Source organism: Mycolicibacterium chlorophenolicum (assembly GCF_001044235.1).
GTDB classification, from domain to species: domain Bacteria; phylum Actinomycetota; class Actinomycetes; order Mycobacteriales; family Mycobacteriaceae; genus Mycobacterium; species Mycobacterium chlorophenolicum.
This window is the reverse complement of record NZ_JYNL01000064.1, coordinates 624,985-641,773: the sequence shown is the minus strand read 5'-3', so window position 1 is coordinate 641,773 and position 16,789 is coordinate 624,985. Positions and strand designations below refer to the sequence as shown.

Annotated in this window: 15 protein-coding genes; 8 read left to right on the top strand and 7 right to left on the bottom strand. The window is 67.1% G+C overall.

Annotated elements, in window-relative coordinates:
• Nucleotides 1-3: 3 nt before the first annotated feature.
• The 7 genes from gyrA to dnaA form a co-directional block, all read right to left on the bottom strand.
• The gene (gene gyrA / locus MCHLDSM_RS25380; RefSeq protein WP_048472519.1) at nucleotides 4-2,529 is read right to left on the bottom strand and encodes a DNA gyrase subunit A; all 2,526 of its coding nucleotides are present in this window, start codon (nucleotides 2,527-2,529) and stop codon (nucleotides 4-6) included.
• Between the two features lie 26 nt (nucleotides 2,530-2,555).
• Complete coding sequence (gene gyrB, locus MCHLDSM_RS25375; RefSeq protein WP_048472518.1) at nucleotides 2,556-4,583, bottom strand: DNA topoisomerase (ATP-hydrolyzing) subunit B; 2,028 nt, start codon at nucleotides 4,581-4,583, stop codon at nucleotides 2,556-2,558.
• A 234-nt stretch (nucleotides 4,584-4,817) separates the two neighbouring features.
• Complete coding sequence (locus tag MCHLDSM_RS25370) at nucleotides 4,818-5,378, bottom strand: DUF721 family protein (protein WP_048472517.1); 561 nt, start codon at nucleotides 5,376-5,378, stop codon at nucleotides 4,818-4,820.
• Nucleotides 5,375-6,535 carry a DNA replication/repair protein RecF gene (gene recF, locus MCHLDSM_RS25365; RefSeq protein WP_048472516.1) on the bottom strand — a complete coding sequence of 387 codons (1,161 nt, stop codon included), beginning with the start codon at nucleotides 6,533-6,535 and terminating at the stop codon, nucleotides 5,375-5,377. The genes MCHLDSM_RS25370 and recF overlap by 4 nt, the downstream gene beginning before the upstream one ends.
• Nucleotides 6,536-6,548: 13 nt before the next feature.
• A complete protein-coding gene (gnd, locus tag MCHLDSM_RS25360) occupies nucleotides 6,549-7,442 on the bottom strand; it encodes a phosphogluconate dehydrogenase (NAD(+)-dependent, decarboxylating) (protein ID WP_048472515.1) in 894 nt (297 codons plus the stop codon).
• Between the two features lie 32 nt (nucleotides 7,443-7,474).
• Nucleotides 7,475-8,668 (bottom strand): DNA polymerase III subunit beta, encoded by a 1,194-nt coding sequence (gene dnaN / locus MCHLDSM_RS25355; RefSeq protein WP_174545809.1) that lies wholly within the window; start codon nucleotides 8,666-8,668, stop codon nucleotides 7,475-7,477.
• A gap of 554 nt (nucleotides 8,669-9,222) precedes the next feature.
• Nucleotides 9,223-10,710 (bottom strand): chromosomal replication initiator protein DnaA, encoded by a 1,488-nt coding sequence (gene dnaA / locus MCHLDSM_RS25350; protein ID WP_048472513.1) that lies wholly within the window; start codon nucleotides 10,708-10,710, stop codon nucleotides 9,223-9,225.
• Between the two features lie 616 nt (nucleotides 10,711-11,326).
• Between dnaA and rpmH the strand changes: the two genes are divergently transcribed.
• The 8 genes from rpmH to MCHLDSM_RS25315 all read left to right on the top strand — a co-directional run bounded on the left by rpmH (nucleotide 11,327) and on the right by MCHLDSM_RS25315 (nucleotide 16,601).
• Nucleotides 11,327-11,470: a 50S ribosomal protein L34 gene (rpmH, locus tag MCHLDSM_RS36600; protein ID WP_014818477.1), complete on the top strand. Its 144-nt coding sequence runs from the start codon at nucleotides 11,327-11,329 to the stop codon at nucleotides 11,468-11,470.
• Between the two features lie 21 nt (nucleotides 11,471-11,491).
• A complete protein-coding gene (rnpA, locus tag MCHLDSM_RS25345; protein ID WP_048472512.1) occupies nucleotides 11,492-11,851 on the top strand; it encodes a ribonuclease P protein component in 360 nt (119 codons plus the stop codon).
• Entirely contained in the window at nucleotides 11,848-12,180 is a 333-nt protein-coding gene (gene yidD, locus MCHLDSM_RS25340; protein ID WP_048472511.1) for a membrane protein insertion efficiency factor YidD, read from the top strand. The genes rnpA and yidD overlap by 4 nt, the downstream gene beginning before the upstream one ends.
• Entirely contained in the window at nucleotides 12,173-13,276 is a 1,104-nt protein-coding gene (yidC, locus tag MCHLDSM_RS25335; protein ID WP_048472510.1) for a membrane protein insertase YidC, read from the top strand. The genes yidD and yidC overlap by 8 nt, the downstream gene beginning before the upstream one ends.
• 36 nt (nucleotides 13,277-13,312) lie before the next feature.
• Nucleotides 13,313-13,858, top strand: coding sequence for a Jag family protein (locus tag MCHLDSM_RS25330; RefSeq protein WP_048420423.1), 546 nt, complete (start codon nucleotides 13,313-13,315; stop codon nucleotides 13,856-13,858).
• A 73-nt stretch (nucleotides 13,859-13,931) separates the two neighbouring features.
• Complete coding sequence (gene rsmG, locus MCHLDSM_RS25325) at nucleotides 13,932-14,615, top strand: 16S rRNA (guanine(527)-N(7))-methyltransferase RsmG (protein WP_048472971.1); 684 nt, start codon at nucleotides 13,932-13,934, stop codon at nucleotides 14,613-14,615.
• Nucleotides 14,516-15,550, top strand: a complete 1,035-nt coding sequence (locus tag MCHLDSM_RS25320) for a ParA family protein (RefSeq protein ID WP_082169069.1) — start codon at nucleotides 14,516-14,518, stop codon at nucleotides 15,548-15,550. Before rsmG ends, MCHLDSM_RS25320 begins: the two co-directional genes overlap by 100 nt.
• Nucleotides 15,551-15,602: 52 nt before the next feature.
• A complete protein-coding gene (locus tag MCHLDSM_RS25315; protein ID WP_048472508.1) occupies nucleotides 15,603-16,601 on the top strand; it encodes a ParB/RepB/Spo0J family partition protein in 999 nt (332 codons plus the stop codon).
• The last annotated feature ends 188 nt before the right edge of the window (nucleotides 16,602-16,789 follow it).

Sequence of the window (16,789 nt, the reverse complement as noted above, 5' to 3'; positions counted from 1 at the left end):
TCCTCACTGCTCCGTCGTCGGCTCTTCACCGATGTCGGTGTCGACCTCGTCGGTACCGTCGCCCTCTTCGGCGTTGCGTGCGATCGCGATCAGGGTGTCGCCCTCACCGAGATTCATCAACCGGACGCCCTTGGTCTGGCGGCCGGCCTTGCGAACCTGTCGCGCGGCGGTCCGGATGACGCCCCCACCTGAGGTGATGGCGTACAACTCGGTGTCGTCGTCGACGATCAACGCACCGACAAGAGTGCCACGACGCTTGTCGAACATGATGGTCAGCACCCCCTTGCCGCCGCGGCCCTGCACCGGGTACTCGTCGATGGCCGTGCGCTTGGCATAACCACCCGACGTCGCCACCAGCAGATACGTATCGGGCCGGACCACATTCAGGGACAGCAGCGCGTCGTCGCCGTTGAACCGCATGCCCTGCACACCGGAGGTGGCGCGACCCATCGGGCGCAGCGCCTCATCGGTGGCCGAGAACCGGATCGACTGGCCGTTGGCCGACACCAACAGCAGATCGTCCTCGCTCGAGCACAGCACGGCGCCGACGAGCTCGTCACCGTCGCGCAGGTTCACCGCGACGATGCCGCCGGACCGGTTGGAGTCGAAGTCGACCAGACGCGACTTCTTCACCAGGCCGTTACGGGTGGCGAGCACCAGGTACGGCGCGTCCTCGTAGCCCTTGATCTGGATGACCTGGGCGATGCGTTCCTCGGGCTGGAAGGCCAGCAGGTTCGCGACGTGCTGACCGCGTGCGGTGCGCGACGCCTCCGGCAGGTCGTAGGCCTTCGCGCGGTACACCCGGCCCTGAGTGGTGAAGAACAGGATCCAGTCGTGGGTGGAGCAGACGAAGAAGTGGTTGACGATGTCGTCCTGCTTGAGCCCGGCGCCCTGCACGCCCTTGCCGCCGCGCTTCTGGCTGCGGTACAGGTCGGTCTTGGTGCGCTTGGCATAGCCGGTCTCGGTGATCGTGACGACGACGTCCTCGCGGGCGATCAGGTCCTCGTCGGCCACCTCGCCGTCCGCGGCGATGATGCGGGTGCGCCGATCGTCGCCGTACTTGTCGACGATCTCCTTGAGCTCGTCGCGCACGATGGCGCGCTGCCGTTCCGGCTTGGCCAGAATGTCCTCGAGGTCGGCGATCTCGGCCTCGATCTTGGCCAGGTCGTCGACGATCCGCTGACGCTCGAGGGCGGCCAAGCGACGCAGCTGCATGTCCAGGATCGCCTGGGCCTGGATCTCGTCGATGTCGAGCAACTCGATCAGGCCGGTCCGCGCGACTTCCACCGTCGCCGACGCGCGGATCAACGCGATGACCTCGTCGAGCGCGTCGAGGGCCTTGACCAGACCGCGCAGGATGTGCGCCCGCTCGTTGGCCTTGCGCAACCGGTATCGGGTGCGCCGGACGATGACGTCGAGCTGATGGTTGACGTAGTGGCGGATCAGCTGGTCGAGGCGCAGCGTACGGGGAACGCCGTCGACAATCGACAGCATGTTGGCACCGAAGCTGGTCTGCAACTGGGTGTGCTTGTAGAGGTTGTTGAGCACGACCTTGGCCACCGCGTCACGCTTGACCTCGACGACGATGCGCAGCCCGACGCGGTCGCTGCTCTGGTCCTCGATGTTGGAGATGCCGCCGAGCTTGCCGTCGCGCACCTGGTCGGCGATCGAGGTGATGAAGTTGTCGTGGTTGACCTGGTAGGGCAACTCGGTGATCACCAGCGAGGTTCGCCCGCGGGAGTCCTCCTCGATCTCCACCACGCCACGCATGCGGATGGAGCCGCGCCCGGTGGTGTAGGTGTCCGCAATCCCTTGTGAGCCGACGATCAAGCCGTACGTGGGGAAGTCGGGCCCCTTGACCCGCTCGCACACCGCGGTGAGCGTGGCCTCCTCGTCGGCCTCGTGGTTGTCGAGGCACCAGTAGACCGCCTCGGCGAGCTCGCGCAGGTTGTGCGGCGGCATGTTGGTCGCCATGCCGACCGCGATACCGCCCGATCCGTTGGCGAGCAGGTTCGGGAACCGGCTCGGCAGAACCGTCGGCTCCTGCACCCGGCCGTCGTAGTTAGGGATGAAATCGACTGTCTCCTCGTCGATTTCACGCAGCATCTCCATCGCCAACGGAGTCAGCCGGGCCTCTGTGTACCTCATCGCGGCCGGCGGATCGTTGCCCGGCGAACCGAAGTTGCCCTGCCCGTCGACCAACGGGTAGCGCAGCGACCACGGCTGCGCCATCCGGACCAGGGTGTCGTAGATCGACGAGTCGCCGTGCGGATGGTAGTTACCCATCGTCTCGGCTACCGAGCGTGCGGATTTCGCGTGCCCGCGGTCGGGCCGGAATCCGGAGTCGAACATCGCGTAGAGCACCCGGCGGTGCACCGGCTTGAGGCCGTCCCGAACCTCGGGCAGCGCGCGGCCCACGATCACGCTCATCGCGTAATCGATGTAGCTGCGCTGCATCTCCTGCTGGATGTCGACCGGTTCGATGCGGTCGCCGGTCTCGTCGCCCGGCGGCAGCGTGGTGTCAGTCATGAGTTTCCTATGCCTCGTCTAGCGTCTTAAACGTCAAGGAAGCGAACGTCTTTGGCGTTGCGGGTGATGAAGCTGCGGCGTGCTTCGACGTCTTCACCCATCAGGATCGAGAACAGTTCGTCGGCCGCCGCGGCGTCGTCGAGCGTCACCTGACGCAATACCCGCACCGACGGATCCATCGTGGTCTCCCACAGCTCCTTGGCGTCCATCTCGCCCAGACCCTTGTAGCGCTGGATGCCGTCTTCGACGTTGATCCGCTTGCCGGCGGCGCGACCCGCCTCGAGCAGCCCGTCGCGCTCGCGGTCGGAGTACGCGAATTCCGGCTCGGTGCGTTGCCACTTGAGCTTGTAAAGCGGGGGCTGCGCCAGGAAGATGTGCCCGTTCTCCACCAGCGGTTTCATGAACCGGAACAGCAGCGTCAGCAGCAACGTCGAGATGTGCTGGCCGTCCACGTCGGCGTCGGCCATCAGCACGATCTTGTGGTAGCGCAGCTTCGAGATGTCGAACTCGTCGTGGATACCGGTGCCCAGTGCGGTGATGATCGCCTGGACTTCGGTGTTCTTCAGCACGCGATCGATGCGGGCCTTCTCGACGTTGATGATCTTGCCGCGCAGCGGGAGGATCGCCTGGAACATCGAGTCCCGGCCGCTCTTGGCCGAACCGCCGGCCGAGTCACCCTCCACCACATACAGTTCCGACTTGCTCGGATCGGTCGAGCGGCAGTCGGCCAGCTTGCCGGGCAGCCCGCCGATGTCGGTGGCGCTCTTGCGCCGCACCAGCTCGCGCGCCTTGCGCGCCGCCATCCGGGCCTGCGCCGACGAGACAGCCTTGTTCACAACGGTTTTCGCCTCGGCCGGATTGGCCTCGAACCAGTGGGTGAGCTGCTCGTTGCAGATCTTCTGGACGAAGGACTTGACCTCGGTGTTGCCCAGCTTGGTCTTGGTCTGGCCCTCGAACTGCGGCTGGGACACCTTCACCGAGATGACCGCGGCCAGGCCCTCGCGGATGTCGTCACCGGTGAGGTTCGGATCCTTCTCCTTGAGGAGCTTCTTGTCCTTGGCGTATTTGTTCACCACGGACGTGAGCGCCGCGCGGAAGCCCTCTTCGTGCGTGCCGCCCTCGTGGGTGTTGATCGTGTTCGCGAAAGTGTGCACCGACTCGGAGTAACCCGCGTTCCACTGCATCGCGATCTCGACCTCGTGACCGGGGCCCTTACCGTCGAAGTCGATGACGCTGGGCTGGATCGCGGTCTTGGTGCGGTTGATGTGCTTGACGAAATCGACCAGACCGCCGGGGTAGTGGAACACCCGGTGCTTGACCTTCTGCGGCGCGGACTGCTCGGCCGCCTTCTCCTCGGCGGACTTCGGCGCCTCGGCGTGGTCGCTGACGACGTCGTCCACGACCTCTTCCGGCGCCACCCGCTCGTCGGTGAGCTCAATGGTCAGGCCCTTGTTCAGGAAGGCCATCTCCTGCAGTCGGCGCGCGATCGTCTCGAAGTCGTAGTTGGTGGTCTCGAAGATGTCCGGGTCGGCCCAGAACCGGATCGTGGTGCCGGTGCCCTTGGTCTTCTCGCCCTGCCGGAGCGTCCCCGGCACCGAGCGGTCATAGGTCTGGAACCATTCGTAGCCGTCCTTGCGGACATCGGCCTCGAGCCGTGTCGACAACGCGTTCACCACGGACACACCCACGCCGTGCAGACCGCCGGACACCTGGTAGGCGCCCTCTTCGAACTTGCCGCCGGCGTGCAGCACCGTCATCACGACATCGATGGTGGGGATGCCGGTGGAGTGCATCGCGACGGGAATGCCGCGGCCGTCGTCGGTGACCTGTACTCCGCCGTCCTCGAGGATCCGCACATCCACCTTGGTGGCGAAGCCGGCCATCGCCTCGTCGACGGCGTTGTCCACGACCTCCCAGATCAGATGGTGCAGGCCACGCTCGCCGGTGGACCCGATGTACATGCCCGGGCGCTTGCGGACCGCTTCCAGACCTTCGAGGACCTTGATCGAGTCGGCGCCGTACTCACTCGGAGCATTGTTCTTCTGGGCAGCCACGTTGGACGCGTCTCCTTGGGTCTTGGGCAGGCGAGGGCCTGCAGGGGGATCCGACGACCCCCTCGCGGATCACCGTCACAGTCTACCGAAACGTGCCGTCAGGACCGATTCAGGAACCGCGTTTTGAGATACCTAATCGCGCCGTGCGCCGATTTTTGCGGCAGAAGATAGGTCTTGACGCTTCGGAAACTCGGTGATCGCGTTCTGGCGGCTCTCAGACAACGGTCCGCCGGCTCATCCGTAGGTGTCGCGCGGACCCCGGCCCGGCACCCGGTAGGGACCCTTGCGCCAGGACGGACCGGCGGGTCCGACGATCTTCAGCGAGGTCACGACGCCGTCTCCGACCGCCGCGGCGATCTTGGCCAGCAGCTGAGCCTGCACCATCCGCAGTTGTGTCGCCCACGCCGTCGATTCCGCCGACACCGTGAGCACACCGTCATTCAGTGACGCGGGTGCGGCGTGGTCGGCGATCTGGTCGCCGACGACCTCGCGCCAGCGTCCGAACACCGCCCCCTCGGCCACCCGGCCGGACCAGCCCCGGCTGCGGGCGACCTCACTACTGGCGGCCCCGAACGGTTGGGGATCCCTGCTGTCGGGGCCCGGCCCGGACCAGCGGCGCCGGTTGGCGGCTGGACCCGTGCGGCGCGGCGCCGGAGACGTCCGGCCGCGGCCCACGTTCTTGCCCTGCTCGCGAGCGGCTCCCCGGGCTTCCTCCAGTGCCCGGCGCACCAGATCCATCCCCTTCAAGCCGGCGAGATGCGCCGGCGGCTCGATCGGTTCGTCGCCGTCGCTCATCGAAGCACCTCGGAGACGCGGCCCGCATCGTCTTCGCGCATGGTGATCTCGACGCGTCGCGCGTCCCAATCGGCGGGGATGTCATCGTGCACGGCCGCGGTCACCAGCACCTGCTCGGCGGTGGCGGCCACCTGGGCGAGCGCCTCGCGGCGCGCGGTGTCGAGTTCGGCGAACACGTCGTCGAGCAGCAGCACCGGATCGCTCCCCTCTTTGCGCAACAGTTCGTAGGCGGCCAGCCGCAACGCCAGCGCCATCGACCACGATTCACCATGACTGGCAAAGCCTTTGGTCGGCTGGTCACCCAGCCGTAGATCCAGATCATCCCGGTGGGGTCCGACAAGACACACGCCGCGCTCGAGTTCGGCGTCGCGGCGCCGGCTCAGCGCATCCAGCAGTGCGGCCTCCAGCACCTCCACATCGGCGTTGCCGGCGGCCGCCTCGGCCTCCACCACCTCGACACCGCTGCGGTACCGGATCGCCGCCGGGCGCGACGACGGTGCCAACAGCTGGTAGGCCTTCTCCACTTCGGGGGCGAGTTCGTTGACGAGCTCGATCCGTGCCGAAATGAGTTGCGCCCCATGGGAAGCCAGGTGGCCATCCCACACGTCGAGGGTGTCCAGCGCGCCGCGGTCCCCGCGGAAACGGGCACCCGAGGCGGTTTTGAGGAGTGCGGTCCGCTGCCGCACCACCTTGTCGTAATCGGCGCGCACACCGGCGATCCGCGGGCGCCTCGTGGTGGCCAGTTCGTCGAGGTAGCGCCGGCGATCACCGGGATCACCACGGACCAGGGCGAGATCTTCCGGCGCGAACAGCACGGCGCGCAGGACGCCGAGGATCTCGCGCGCCGAGCGGACGGGGGAGCGGTTCAGCCGCGCCTTGTTCGCCCGGCCCGAGGTGATGTCGAGATCCACCGCGAGCTCACGTCCCTCGCTCACGACGATCGTCGAGATGATCGCGCGGTCGGCGCCGGCGCGGATCAGCGGCGCGTCGGTCGCGACCCGGTGCGACCCGAGGGTCGACGAATACCACAGCGCCTCGATGAGATTCGTCTTGCCGAAGCCGTTCGGTCCGACGAAGACAGTGCGGCCGGGCTCCAGGTCGAGTTCGACCCGCGGCCAGGATCGGAAGTCTGTCAGCGCAAGGCGACGTACGTGCACGGGTCCGCCCCGGTCACCCGGATTCGCTCACTCGTTTGACGGCGTGACCACCGAACTGATTGCGCAAGGCGGCCACCGCCTTCATGGTGGGGGAGTCGTCCTGGCGCGACAGGAACCGCGCGAACAACGATGCCGCGATGCTAGGGACCGGAACCCGCAGCCGGATCGCCTCCTCGACGGTCCACCGGCCTTCACCGGAATCCTCGGTGTAGCCGCTGATGTCGTTGAGGCCCGGGTCTTCCTTGAGGGCCTTCGCCAGCAGCTGCTGCAGCCACGACCGCACGACGGTCCCGTTGGTCCACGCCTGGTAGACGGCCTGCGGATCGCGCACCAGATCCTCGGCCGCCAGCATCTCGTAGCCTTCGGCGTAGGCCGTCATCAGCGCGTATTCGACGCCGTTGTGCACCATCTTGGCGAAATGACCCGCGCCGACCGGGCCGACGTGGACGAAGCCGTCCTCCACCGGACCCGGGGGCCGCAACGCGTCGAAGATCGGCATGGCGCGCGCGACGTCGGCGTCGTCGCCGCCGACCATCAGCCCGTACCCTTCGGTCAACCCCCAGATGCCGCCGGACACGCCGGCGTCGATGAACGCAATTCCCTTCTCCGCCAACATCTTCGCGTGGGGACCGTCCTCGGTGTAGCGGGAGTTGCCCCCGTCGATCACCAGATCACCCTCACCGAGCACCCCTGCGAGTTCGGTGATGGTCTGATCGGTGATCGTGCCGGACGGGACCATCACCCACACCACTCGCGGTGCCGGCAGCGCTGCGGCCAGGTCGGCGAGCGAGGCGACATCGGAGACCTCCGGCCGCGGGTCGTACCCCACGACCTCGTGGCCACCCTCGCGCAGGCGGGCCCGCATGTTGAACCCCATTTTGCCCAGGCCGATGAGACCCAGCTGCATGTCAGCGCCCCTCCTGTAGTCGATGCGGCCGGTCAGCCGGGAAGGCGCACCGGCATCAGCAGATACACGTAATCGGTCTGCGCGGCCGGGAACGGCCCGGAGCCACCGGCAGCCGCGTCGTCCTGACCGGCCGGACGCAGCACCGCGGGCCGGCTCGGTGTGGTGAATCCGAACGTCACCCGTTCGGCGTGCAACGAACCCAGACCGTCGGTCAGATAGGTCGGGTTGAACGCGATGGTCAGCGGATCCCCGGAGAACTCCACCGGCAGATCCTCCTCGGCCCGGCCCACGTCGTCGGCGCCGGCCGACAACCGCAGCACGTCGTCGGCGAATTCCATCCGCACCTGCGCGCCACGGTCGGCGACGAGTGCCACACGTTTGATCGCCTCGGTCAGTTCGGCGACACCGATGGTGGCCACCGCGGTGTGCTCGGTGGGCAGCAGCTGGCGGAACTTCGGGAACTCCGCGTCGAGCAGCCGGGTGGTGCTCCGCTTGCCCTTGCTGCGGATACCGAGCAGGCCTTCCTTGCCGACCGACGGACCCGATCCGAGGGACAGGTGCACCTCGTTGCCGTCGCTTCCCGCCTTCGCGGCCTCGGCCAGCGTCTTGGCCGGCACCAAGACCGCGGCCTCGACACCGGGAGTGGACGTCGACCACGTCAGCTCGCGCACCGCCAGCCGGAACCGGTCGGTCGCGGCCAAAACCACCTTCTCGCCGGAGATCTCGACGCGGATGCCGGTCAGCATCGGCAGGGTGTCGTCCCGGCCGGCTGCCACGGCGACCTGGCCGATGGCCTCGGCGAACAGGTCCGCCGACACCACACCGGTCTCGTCGGGCAGCGTCGGCAGCGTCGGGTAGTCCTCGACGGCCATGGTCGGCAGCGAGAAACGGGCGCTGCCGCAGGTCAGGGCAACGCGGGTGCCTTCGACGCTGACGTCGACCGGCTTGGCCGGCAGCGCGCGCACGATGTCGGACAGCAGCCGACCGGACACCAAAACGCTTCCCGGAGAAGCTATTTCAGCGGCGATCTGCACCTCGGCCGAGACTTCGTAGTCGAAGCCGGAGATCGTGAGCCCCTCGTCGGAGCCGGTCAGCAGCACACCGGCGAGCACGGGCACCGTCGGACGCGACGGAAGATTACGCGCGACCCAGGCCACCGCGTCGGCGAACTCCTCGCGGCTCAACCGGAACTTCAAGTCCGTGAGACCTGCCGTTGTCGTCGCCACGTTCATAGCGTCCCTTCGATGTGCACCCCGATGAAGCGATGAGCAGCGGTTTCCTGGACTGACACACCGCGCCGCTGTGACACGCTGCGACGACCGGAAGGGCTGTCGATGAACCACCGTAGAGCTTTCGGCCCCAACTTGAAAGCTAAACGATCGGGCCGACATCTGGGCGACGAGCGGCCCCGACGGGGCCGTGACGTCCGGCTTTCCCCAGGCGGCTTCTTCGAGAAGAAATTGATAGAGAGAAATGAGCAGTAGTACTAGGTGCTGTGCATTCTGGGGACAGCTCGGCGTCCGCGCAGGCCAGCACCCGTGAGCAGGTGTGGACACACTGTGCATGGCGGCGGCCGGGTCGGTGAGACGTTGGGGATGAACCACGAACTGTGGACGAACTGTCCGCAACGACACGGAGTTGACCGCAGCTTGTCCACAGATCGTCCACAGCTCTGCGCTGTGACGGGTGAGACGAGAGCGATGCAAGTTTTTCGGTTTCTCGGCACAGAAAAACACCCCCCACCGCTGTGCGGTGAGGGGTGGGGAGCGGGCGAGGAGGGTCAGCGCTTGGCGCGCTGCCGGATCCGGGTGGTGAGTTCCTTGACGTGATCGAACACCTCACGGCGCTCGGCCATCTCACCGCGAATCTTCTTCTCCGCGTACATGACCGTCGTGTGATCGCGGCCGAACGCCTGACCGATCTTGGGGAGTGACAGGTCGGTCAGCTCGCGGCAGAGGTACATCGCGATCTGCCGGGACTGGGCGAGCGCCCGGGTCTTACCGGGGCCGCGCAACTCGTCGACGCTGGTCTCGAAGTACTCGGCGGTGGCGGCCATGATCGCCGCGGTGCTGATCTGCATGGTCGACGAATCGGAGATCAGGTCGCGCAGCACGATCTCGGCCAGCGACTTGTCGATCGACGTCTTGTTCAGCGACGCGAACGCCGTCACGCGGATCAGCGCACCCTCGAGTTCGCGGATGTTGCGCTCGATGCGGCTGGCGATCAACTCGAGTACGTCGTCGGGCACATCGAGGCGGTCCATCTGCGCCTTCTTACGCAGGATCGCGATGCGGGTCTCCAACTCCGGAGGCTGGACGTCGGTGATCAGACCCCACTCGAACCGGGTCCGCAGCCGGTCCTCCAGCGTTGCCAGCTGTTTGGGCGGGCGGTCCGAGGAGATGACGATCTGCTTGTTCGCGTTGTGCAACGTGTTGAACGTGTGGAAGAACTCTTCCTGGATACCGTCTTTGCCCTCGATGAACTGGATGTCGTCGACGAGCAGCACGTCGATGTCACGGTAGGTGCGTTTGAACGACGCCCGCCGGTCGTCGCGCAACGAGTTGATGAAGTCGTTGGTGAATTCCTCGGTGGAGACGTACTTGACGCGCATCCCCGGGAAGAGCCGCTGCGCGTAGTTGCCGGCCGCATGCAGCAGGTGGGTCTTGCCCAGCCCGGACTCACCCCAGATGAACAGCGGGTTGTAGGCGCGGGCCGGCGCCTCGGCGATGGCCAGCGACGCGGCGTGGGCGAATCGGTTGGATGCGCCGATCACGAACGTGTCGAACGTGTAGCGGCGGTTGAGGTTGATCGCGGTCGGATCGTCGCTGGTGGTGTTCTGCGCACGGTTGGCGAAGAACGACGGCCAGTTCTCCTCGGCGCTCGCGCGGGCGGCGAGGTCGTCATCGACGAGGTCATCGTCGTCGGTGAGGTGGGGGACGGGCGCCGGGGTGAAGCCGTTGTGTGCGTCGGTGCCGTCGGCCGGTTCGGGGTCGGCGATCCGGACCCCCAGCTCGACGCGTTGACCGAGCTGACGGCTCAGTGCCGCGACGATCGGTTCACGCAGATGTCGTTCGATCTCGTTCTGCACGAAAGGCGTGGGTACCGACAGCAGCGCGAACCCCTCGGTGATGACGAGCGGTTGCACCATCTTCAGCCAGGCGCGCTGTTGCGGGGTGAGGGAACCGTTGGCGGTGCCGCCGTCGCCGTTGAGCTCGGTGACGACGTTGTTCCAGATGGAGACGAAGGGTGGGTCGGGGTCAGCTGTCAAGGACTCGAACCCCCTAGCAGCCGGCGCACGGTCGGCCAAAAAACGAGGACGAACTGTCCACAAAGTTATCCACAGGTTGTGGAAAGTGAAAGTTCGTCGTCGTTAGGTTGTCTACCGGCGAGGACGCCGTGGGTCGGAGCTCGGCACCAGGTGGGTACACGCAGTGGGCTCGCGGCCGAGTGGGTCGTCCTCGCTTCGTTGTCTTGCGCCGCCCCGCGGTGGAAGCGGCATTGCCAGAAGCTAACAGTTTTCTCTCCGAGTGCCAACAGTTCTGCAACATTGCGAGGAACCGTAATGCGGTCTGGCTCAATCGTTCCAGAAGAACGTGACGGCTGTGATTCGTGTGATGCCGCTGACGTGCGCGGGAGTTCTGTGAGCTCGGGCCGGCCGGCGGTATCGGGGCGGGTGAGCGCAGGTTTGACCCGGCGAATTCTCGTCAGTACCCTCGAACAGTCGCCCGCACGTGGCGATACGGCTGCGATCCGGCATGTGCCGGGGACCGCGCTGGCAAGTACAGCGAGACCGACGAGCTTACCAACGGCCGACGGCGTCCTGCCTGTCATGAGAGATCATGCGGGCAAAGGCGTGGGGGCCAGACCGACGAGGAGTGACTGCCGTGGCCAAGGGCAAGCGGACCTTCCAGCCCAACAACCGCCGCCGCGCCAGGGTGCACGGTTTCCGGTTGCGGATGCGCACGCGCGCGGGTCGCGCGATCGTGTCCGATCGGCGCCGCAAGGGCCGTCGTTCTCTGACTGCGTGACGCGGCGCAAGGTCTGACGCGGTGCTTCCGGCGCAGAACCGGATGACGCGGTCGACCGAGTTCGGTGCCACAGTCAGTCGAGGGACGCGGGCGGGGCAGCCCGACCTCGTCGTCTACTGCCTGCGTTCTGATCACACCGAGGACACCGGACCCCGGATCGGCCTCGTGGTCTCCAAGGCGGTGGGCAACGCCGTAGCGCGGCACCAGGTGTCACGCCGGTTGCGGCATGTCGCGCGGGCGGTTCTGCCCGAGCTCGGTCCCGCCGATCGCGTCGTCATCCGTGCCCTGCCGGGGAGCCGGCGGGCCATCTCGCCGCGACTGGAGCAGGAGCTGCGCACCGCGTTGCAGCGGATCCGCACCCGCAACGGAGCGTCTTCGTGACGTCTCGTCCGGTCCGCGCCGCGGTGTTCCTCATTCAGCTCTACCGCACCACCATCTCCCCGCTGCGTCTGCCGACCTGCCGCTTCACGCCGACCTGCAGTCAGTACGCCGTCGAGGCTCTGACCGAATTCGGTCTGCTGCGCGGCGGCTGGCTGGCCCTGGTGCGTCTGCTCAAGTGCGGTCCATGGCATAACGGAGGGTGGGATCCGATACCGGATCGCGGTATCGAGCGCGAACGTCACAGTGACGCCACAGCCGAAGGGTCCGGTGGCGCAGCCGAAGACCGGGGTGAGCCGGTTCAGCAAGGGAAGAGTCTGCCGCGTGTTTAACTTCTTCAGCCTCGACATCATCTACTACCCGGTGTCGGGGATCATGTGGGTCTGGTACAAGGCGTTCGCCTTCCTGCTGGGCCCGTCCAACTTCTTCGCCTGGGCGCTGTCGGTGATGTTCCTCGTGTTCACCCTGCGCGCGATCCTCTACAAGCCGTTCGTCCGGCAGATCCGGACCACCCGGCAGATGCAGGAACTGCAGCCCCAGATCAAGGCGCTGCAGAAGAAGTACGGCAAGGACCGCCAGAAGATGGCGCTGGAGATGCAGAAGCTGCAGCGCGAGCACGGATTCAACCCGATCCTCGGCTGCCTGCCGATGTTGGCGCAGATCCCGGTGTTCCTCGGCCTCTACCACGTGCTGATGTCCTTCAACCGGACCCAGACCGGCATCGGCCGTCTCGGGCTGTCCGTCGAGGAGAACCGCAGCCTCGGCAACTACTTCTTCAGCGCCACCGACGTCGGCCACTTCCTGGACGCCAACCTGTTCGGAGCGCCGCTGGGCGCGACGATGATCCAGAAGCACGGGCTCGAGGCTTTCACGGAGTTCCATCGACCCGCGGTGATCGCCGTCGGCGTGCCGATCATGATCGCAGCCGGTATCGCGACGTACTTCAACAGCCGGGCATCGGTGGCGCGCCAGAGTCCCGAGGCGGCCGCCAATCCGCAGACCGCGATGATGAACAAGCTTGCGCTGTACGTGTTCCCGCTGGGCGTCGTGGTCGGCGGTCCTTTCCTTCCGCTGGCGATCATCCTGTACTGGTTCTCGAACAACATCTGGACCTTCGGTCAGCAGCACTACGTGTTCGGCAAGATCGAGAAGGAAGAAGAGCAGAAGAAGCAGGAGGCACTCGAGCGACGCGCGGCCAACGCGCCGGCGCCGGGGGCCAAGCCGAGCCGGAAGAAGAAGGCCGGCACCGATGCCGACACGGCGGCGATCGACGGGGTGGAGATCACGGAGTCCGGAGCGACCGAGGAGCCGGCGCCGCCGGCGGCCGACGGTACGGATGGAAACGGCGTGAGTAAGTCCGCGGCACGGAACGGGTCGGTGAACCGAACCCCCCGACCGGGCGCCCGGCCGAAGAAACGGAAACGTTGACGCGCGGGTGACCGCGAACGAGGGAGAGGTGTATCCATGACGAATTCAGAAGCCGTGACCACGGACGAGACGACCATCGAGGAGGCTGTCGAGGAGACCGCCGAGCCGACGACGGATCTCGAGGACAAGCTGGTGGCCGAGGGCGAGATCGCCGGCGACTATCTCGAGGAGCTGTTGGACCTGCTGGACTTCGACGGCGATATCGATCTGGACGTCGAGGGCGACCGCGCGGTCGTGAGCATCGACGGCGGGGGAGACCTGAACAAGCTCGTCGGCCGCAAGGGTGAGGTGCTGGACGCACTGCAGGAGCTCACTCGGCTGGCAGTGCATCAGAAGACCGGCGAGCGGAGCCGGCTGATGCTGGACATCGCTCAGTGGCGCAAGCGCCGGCGCGACGAGCTGGCCGCCCTGGGGAACAAGGTGGCGCACCGGGTGCTGGAGACCGGCGAGCGCGAGGAGCTGTCCCCGATGACGCCGTTCGAGCGCAAGATCGTGCACGACGCCGTGGCCGGTGTCTCGGGCGTGCACAGCGAGAGCGAGGGCGTGGAGCCGTCGCGTCGCGTGGTCGTGCTCGTCGACTGACCCACTGCGAGTTACATCGATGTAGTTCTCGGAGGCGGGCAATCGCCGGGCGCACATGCGGAGGATGTTTCACGTGAAACATGCGGAGGTGCCACCACCGCCACCGGCGGTCGAGGCGGTCTTCGGTGACGCCGCCGACTCCGCGGTCGCCTACGCCGAGATCCTCGCGGGCGCCGGCGTGGAGCGCGGACTCCTCGGCCCCCGTGAAGTGGACCGGGTCTGGGACCGGCACGTGCTCAACAGCGCGGTTGTCGGCGAGGCGCTGGCCGCCGGCGAGACCGTCGTGGACATCGGTAGTGGGGCGGGCCTGCCCGGGATACCGTTGGCGTTGGCCCGCCCCGATCTGCACGTGACGCTCGTCGAGCCGCTGCTGCGCCGCAGTGATTTCCTGCGTGAGGCGATCGACGAGCTCGGCATCGCCTGTGTGGTGGTCCGCGGTCGCGCCGAGGATCGCGCCGTACGGGACGACGCGGGGGAAAGGGACGTCGTGGTGTCGAGAGCCGTCGCGTCGCTCGACAAGTTGGCCAAGTGGAGCGTCCCGTTGCTGCGACCGGGCGGACGAATGCTGGCGATCAAGGGCGAACGCGCTGCCGACGAGGTGCAGCAGCACCGGCGGTCGATGGCAGCGCTCGGCCTGACCGGGGTAGAGGTGAGGACATGTGGCGCCCAATACGTGGATCCGCCCGCGACCGTGGTCGTAGGGTTGCTGCAAACGGAGCGGCGCCGCCGGCCTCCGGCGGGAAGGAGACAGCGGTGACGTCTACGGCGGGGGAACCCGGCCCGGCACCGGTCGATGTTTCACGTGAAACGTGGAACGCGCAGGAGTTCGATACGCCGATCGGGGCGGAGGCGGAACGCGCCATGCGGCTGATGCACGCGGCGTCGGAGGGGCTACTTCCCAAACCGGCGCGGCAGCGCATCTTCACGGTGGCGAACCAGAAGGGCGGCGTCGGCAAGACGACGACGGCGGTCAACATCGCCGCGGCGCTCGCCCTGCAGGGTGCCCGCACCCTCGTCATCGACCTCGACCCCCAGGGCAACGCCAGCACCGCGTTGGGCATCGAGCACCGACCCGGCACCCCGTCGTCGTACGAAGTACTGATCGGCGAGATCCCGGTCGAGACCGCGTTGCAGCAGAGCCCGCACAACGAGCTCCTGTTCTGTGTCCCGGCGACCATCGACCTCGCCGGCGCGGAAATCGAGTTGGTCAGCATGGTCGCCCGGGAAGGCCGGCTGCGCACCGCTCTCGCTGAACTGAAGCACCACGACTTCGACTACGTGTTCATCGACTGCCCGCCGTCGCTCGGACTGCTGACCATCAACGCGCTCGTCGCCGCCCCCGAGGTGCTGATCCCCATCCAGTGCGAGTACTACGCGCTGGAGGGCGTCGGGCAGTTGCTGCGGAACATCGAGATGGTGAAGGCGCACCTGAATCCTGAACTGAACGTCACCACCGTGGTGCTGACGATGTATGACGGGCGCACCAAGCTGGCCGATCAGGTGGCGATGGACGTCCGCGCGCACTTCGGTGACAAGGTGCTGCGCACGGTCATCCCACGCAGCGTGAAGGTGTCGGAGGCGCCGGGATACGGCATGACGATCATCGACTACGACCCGGGGTCTCGCGGAGCGATGAGCTACCTCGACGCGAGCCGTGAACTGGCTCAGCGCGGCGCGCCGGGGCAGGCATGATGACGCCCTCGGACTTCAGCAGCACCGGCGCGACGATCAGAGAAGGACACGCATGAACAACCCGGCACGCAAGCGCAGCGGACTCGGCCGGGGGCTGGCCTCGCTGATCCCGACCGGTCCCGCCGAAGGCGACGAGCCGGCCACCACGGGCCCGCGCATGGGTGCGGCCGCGGCCGACGCGGTATTCGGCGCATCGCCGACGAGTACCGAGCCCGCTGCGCCCGCCAGCGAGGTGGGTGCGGTGTACCGGGAGATCGCGCCGTCGCAGATCGATCCGAACCCGCGTCAGCCGCGCCAGGTGTTCGACGAAGAAGCCCTCAGCGAGCTCGTGCACTCGATCCGCGAGTTCGGACTCATGCAGCCGATCGTGGTGCGGGCGGTTCCCGGCGAAGATCACGCACCGCGCTACCAGCTGGTGATGGGGGAGCGGCGTTGGCGGGCGGCTCAGCAGGCGGGCGTCGCGACGATCCCGGCGATCGTCCGCGAGACCGCCGACGACAGCATGCTGCGCGACGCCCTGCTGGAGAACATCCACCGCGTCCAGCTCAACCCGTTGGAAGAGGCGGCCGCCTACCAGCAGCTGCTCGAGGAATTCGCCGTCACCCACGATGAACTCGCCGCGCGGATCGGCCGGTCCCGCCCGGTGATCACGAACATGATCCGCCTGCTGCGTCTGCCGATCGCGGTGCAGCGCCGGGTGGCGGCGGGCGTGTTGTCCGCCGGCCACGCGCGCGCCCTGCTCGCCCTCGAGGGCGGACCGGAGCAGCAGGAAGAGTTGGCCGCCCGCATCGTGGCCGAGGGACTGTCGGTGCGCGCCACCGAGGAAGCCGTCACGTTGGCGAATCGGGAGGAGACGGGAGCCCCGCCGGCGCCGCGCCGCAAGCCCATCCAGATGCCCGGGCTGCAGGATGTCGCCGAACAGCTCTCCTCGGCCTTCGACACCCGGGTCACCGTCAGTCTCGGCAAACGCAAGGGCAAGATCGTCGTGGAGTTCGGGTCCGTCGACGATTTGCAACGGATTGTGGAGTTGATGAACTCGTCGACTCAGTGACCGGTCACACGCGGGAGTTACGTCACTGTGACACTGGGTGGGCCGGAATGTCCGGCGATCGGTGTGGGGGAGGGAAAGGTGCTGTGCGGCAGATGATTTCAACGCCGGACGGACGACGGGCGCCGGAGAGCGGCCGCGGCGGGCCGACAGCGCCTACGCCTTCTATCCTGGAGGGGCAGCCGCGGATC

Excerpts from the sequence above, each read along its gene's own strand:
- MCHLDSM_RS25370 (WP_048472517.1), bottom strand. The coding sequence starts at position 5,378 with ATGAGCGACGGCGACGAACCGATCGAGCCGCCGGCGCATCTCGCCGGC.
- gnd (WP_048472515.1), bottom strand. The coding sequence starts at position 7,442 with ATGCAGCTGGGTCTCATCGGCCTGGGCAAAATGGGGTTCAACATGCGG.
- MCHLDSM_RS25315 (WP_048472508.1), top strand. The coding sequence starts at position 15,603 with ATGAACAACCCGGCACGCAAGCGCAGCGGACTCGGCCGGGGGCTGGCC.
- gyrA (WP_048472519.1), bottom strand. The coding sequence starts at position 2,529 with ATGACTGACACCACGCTGCCGCCGGGCGACGAGACCGGCGACCGCATC.
- MCHLDSM_RS25330 (WP_048420423.1), top strand. The coding sequence starts at position 13,313 with ATGACGAATTCAGAAGCCGTGACCACGGACGAGACGACCATCGAGGAG.
- MCHLDSM_RS25320 (WP_082169069.1), top strand. The coding sequence starts at position 14,516 with ATGTGGCGCCCAATACGTGGATCCGCCCGCGACCGTGGTCGTAGGGTT.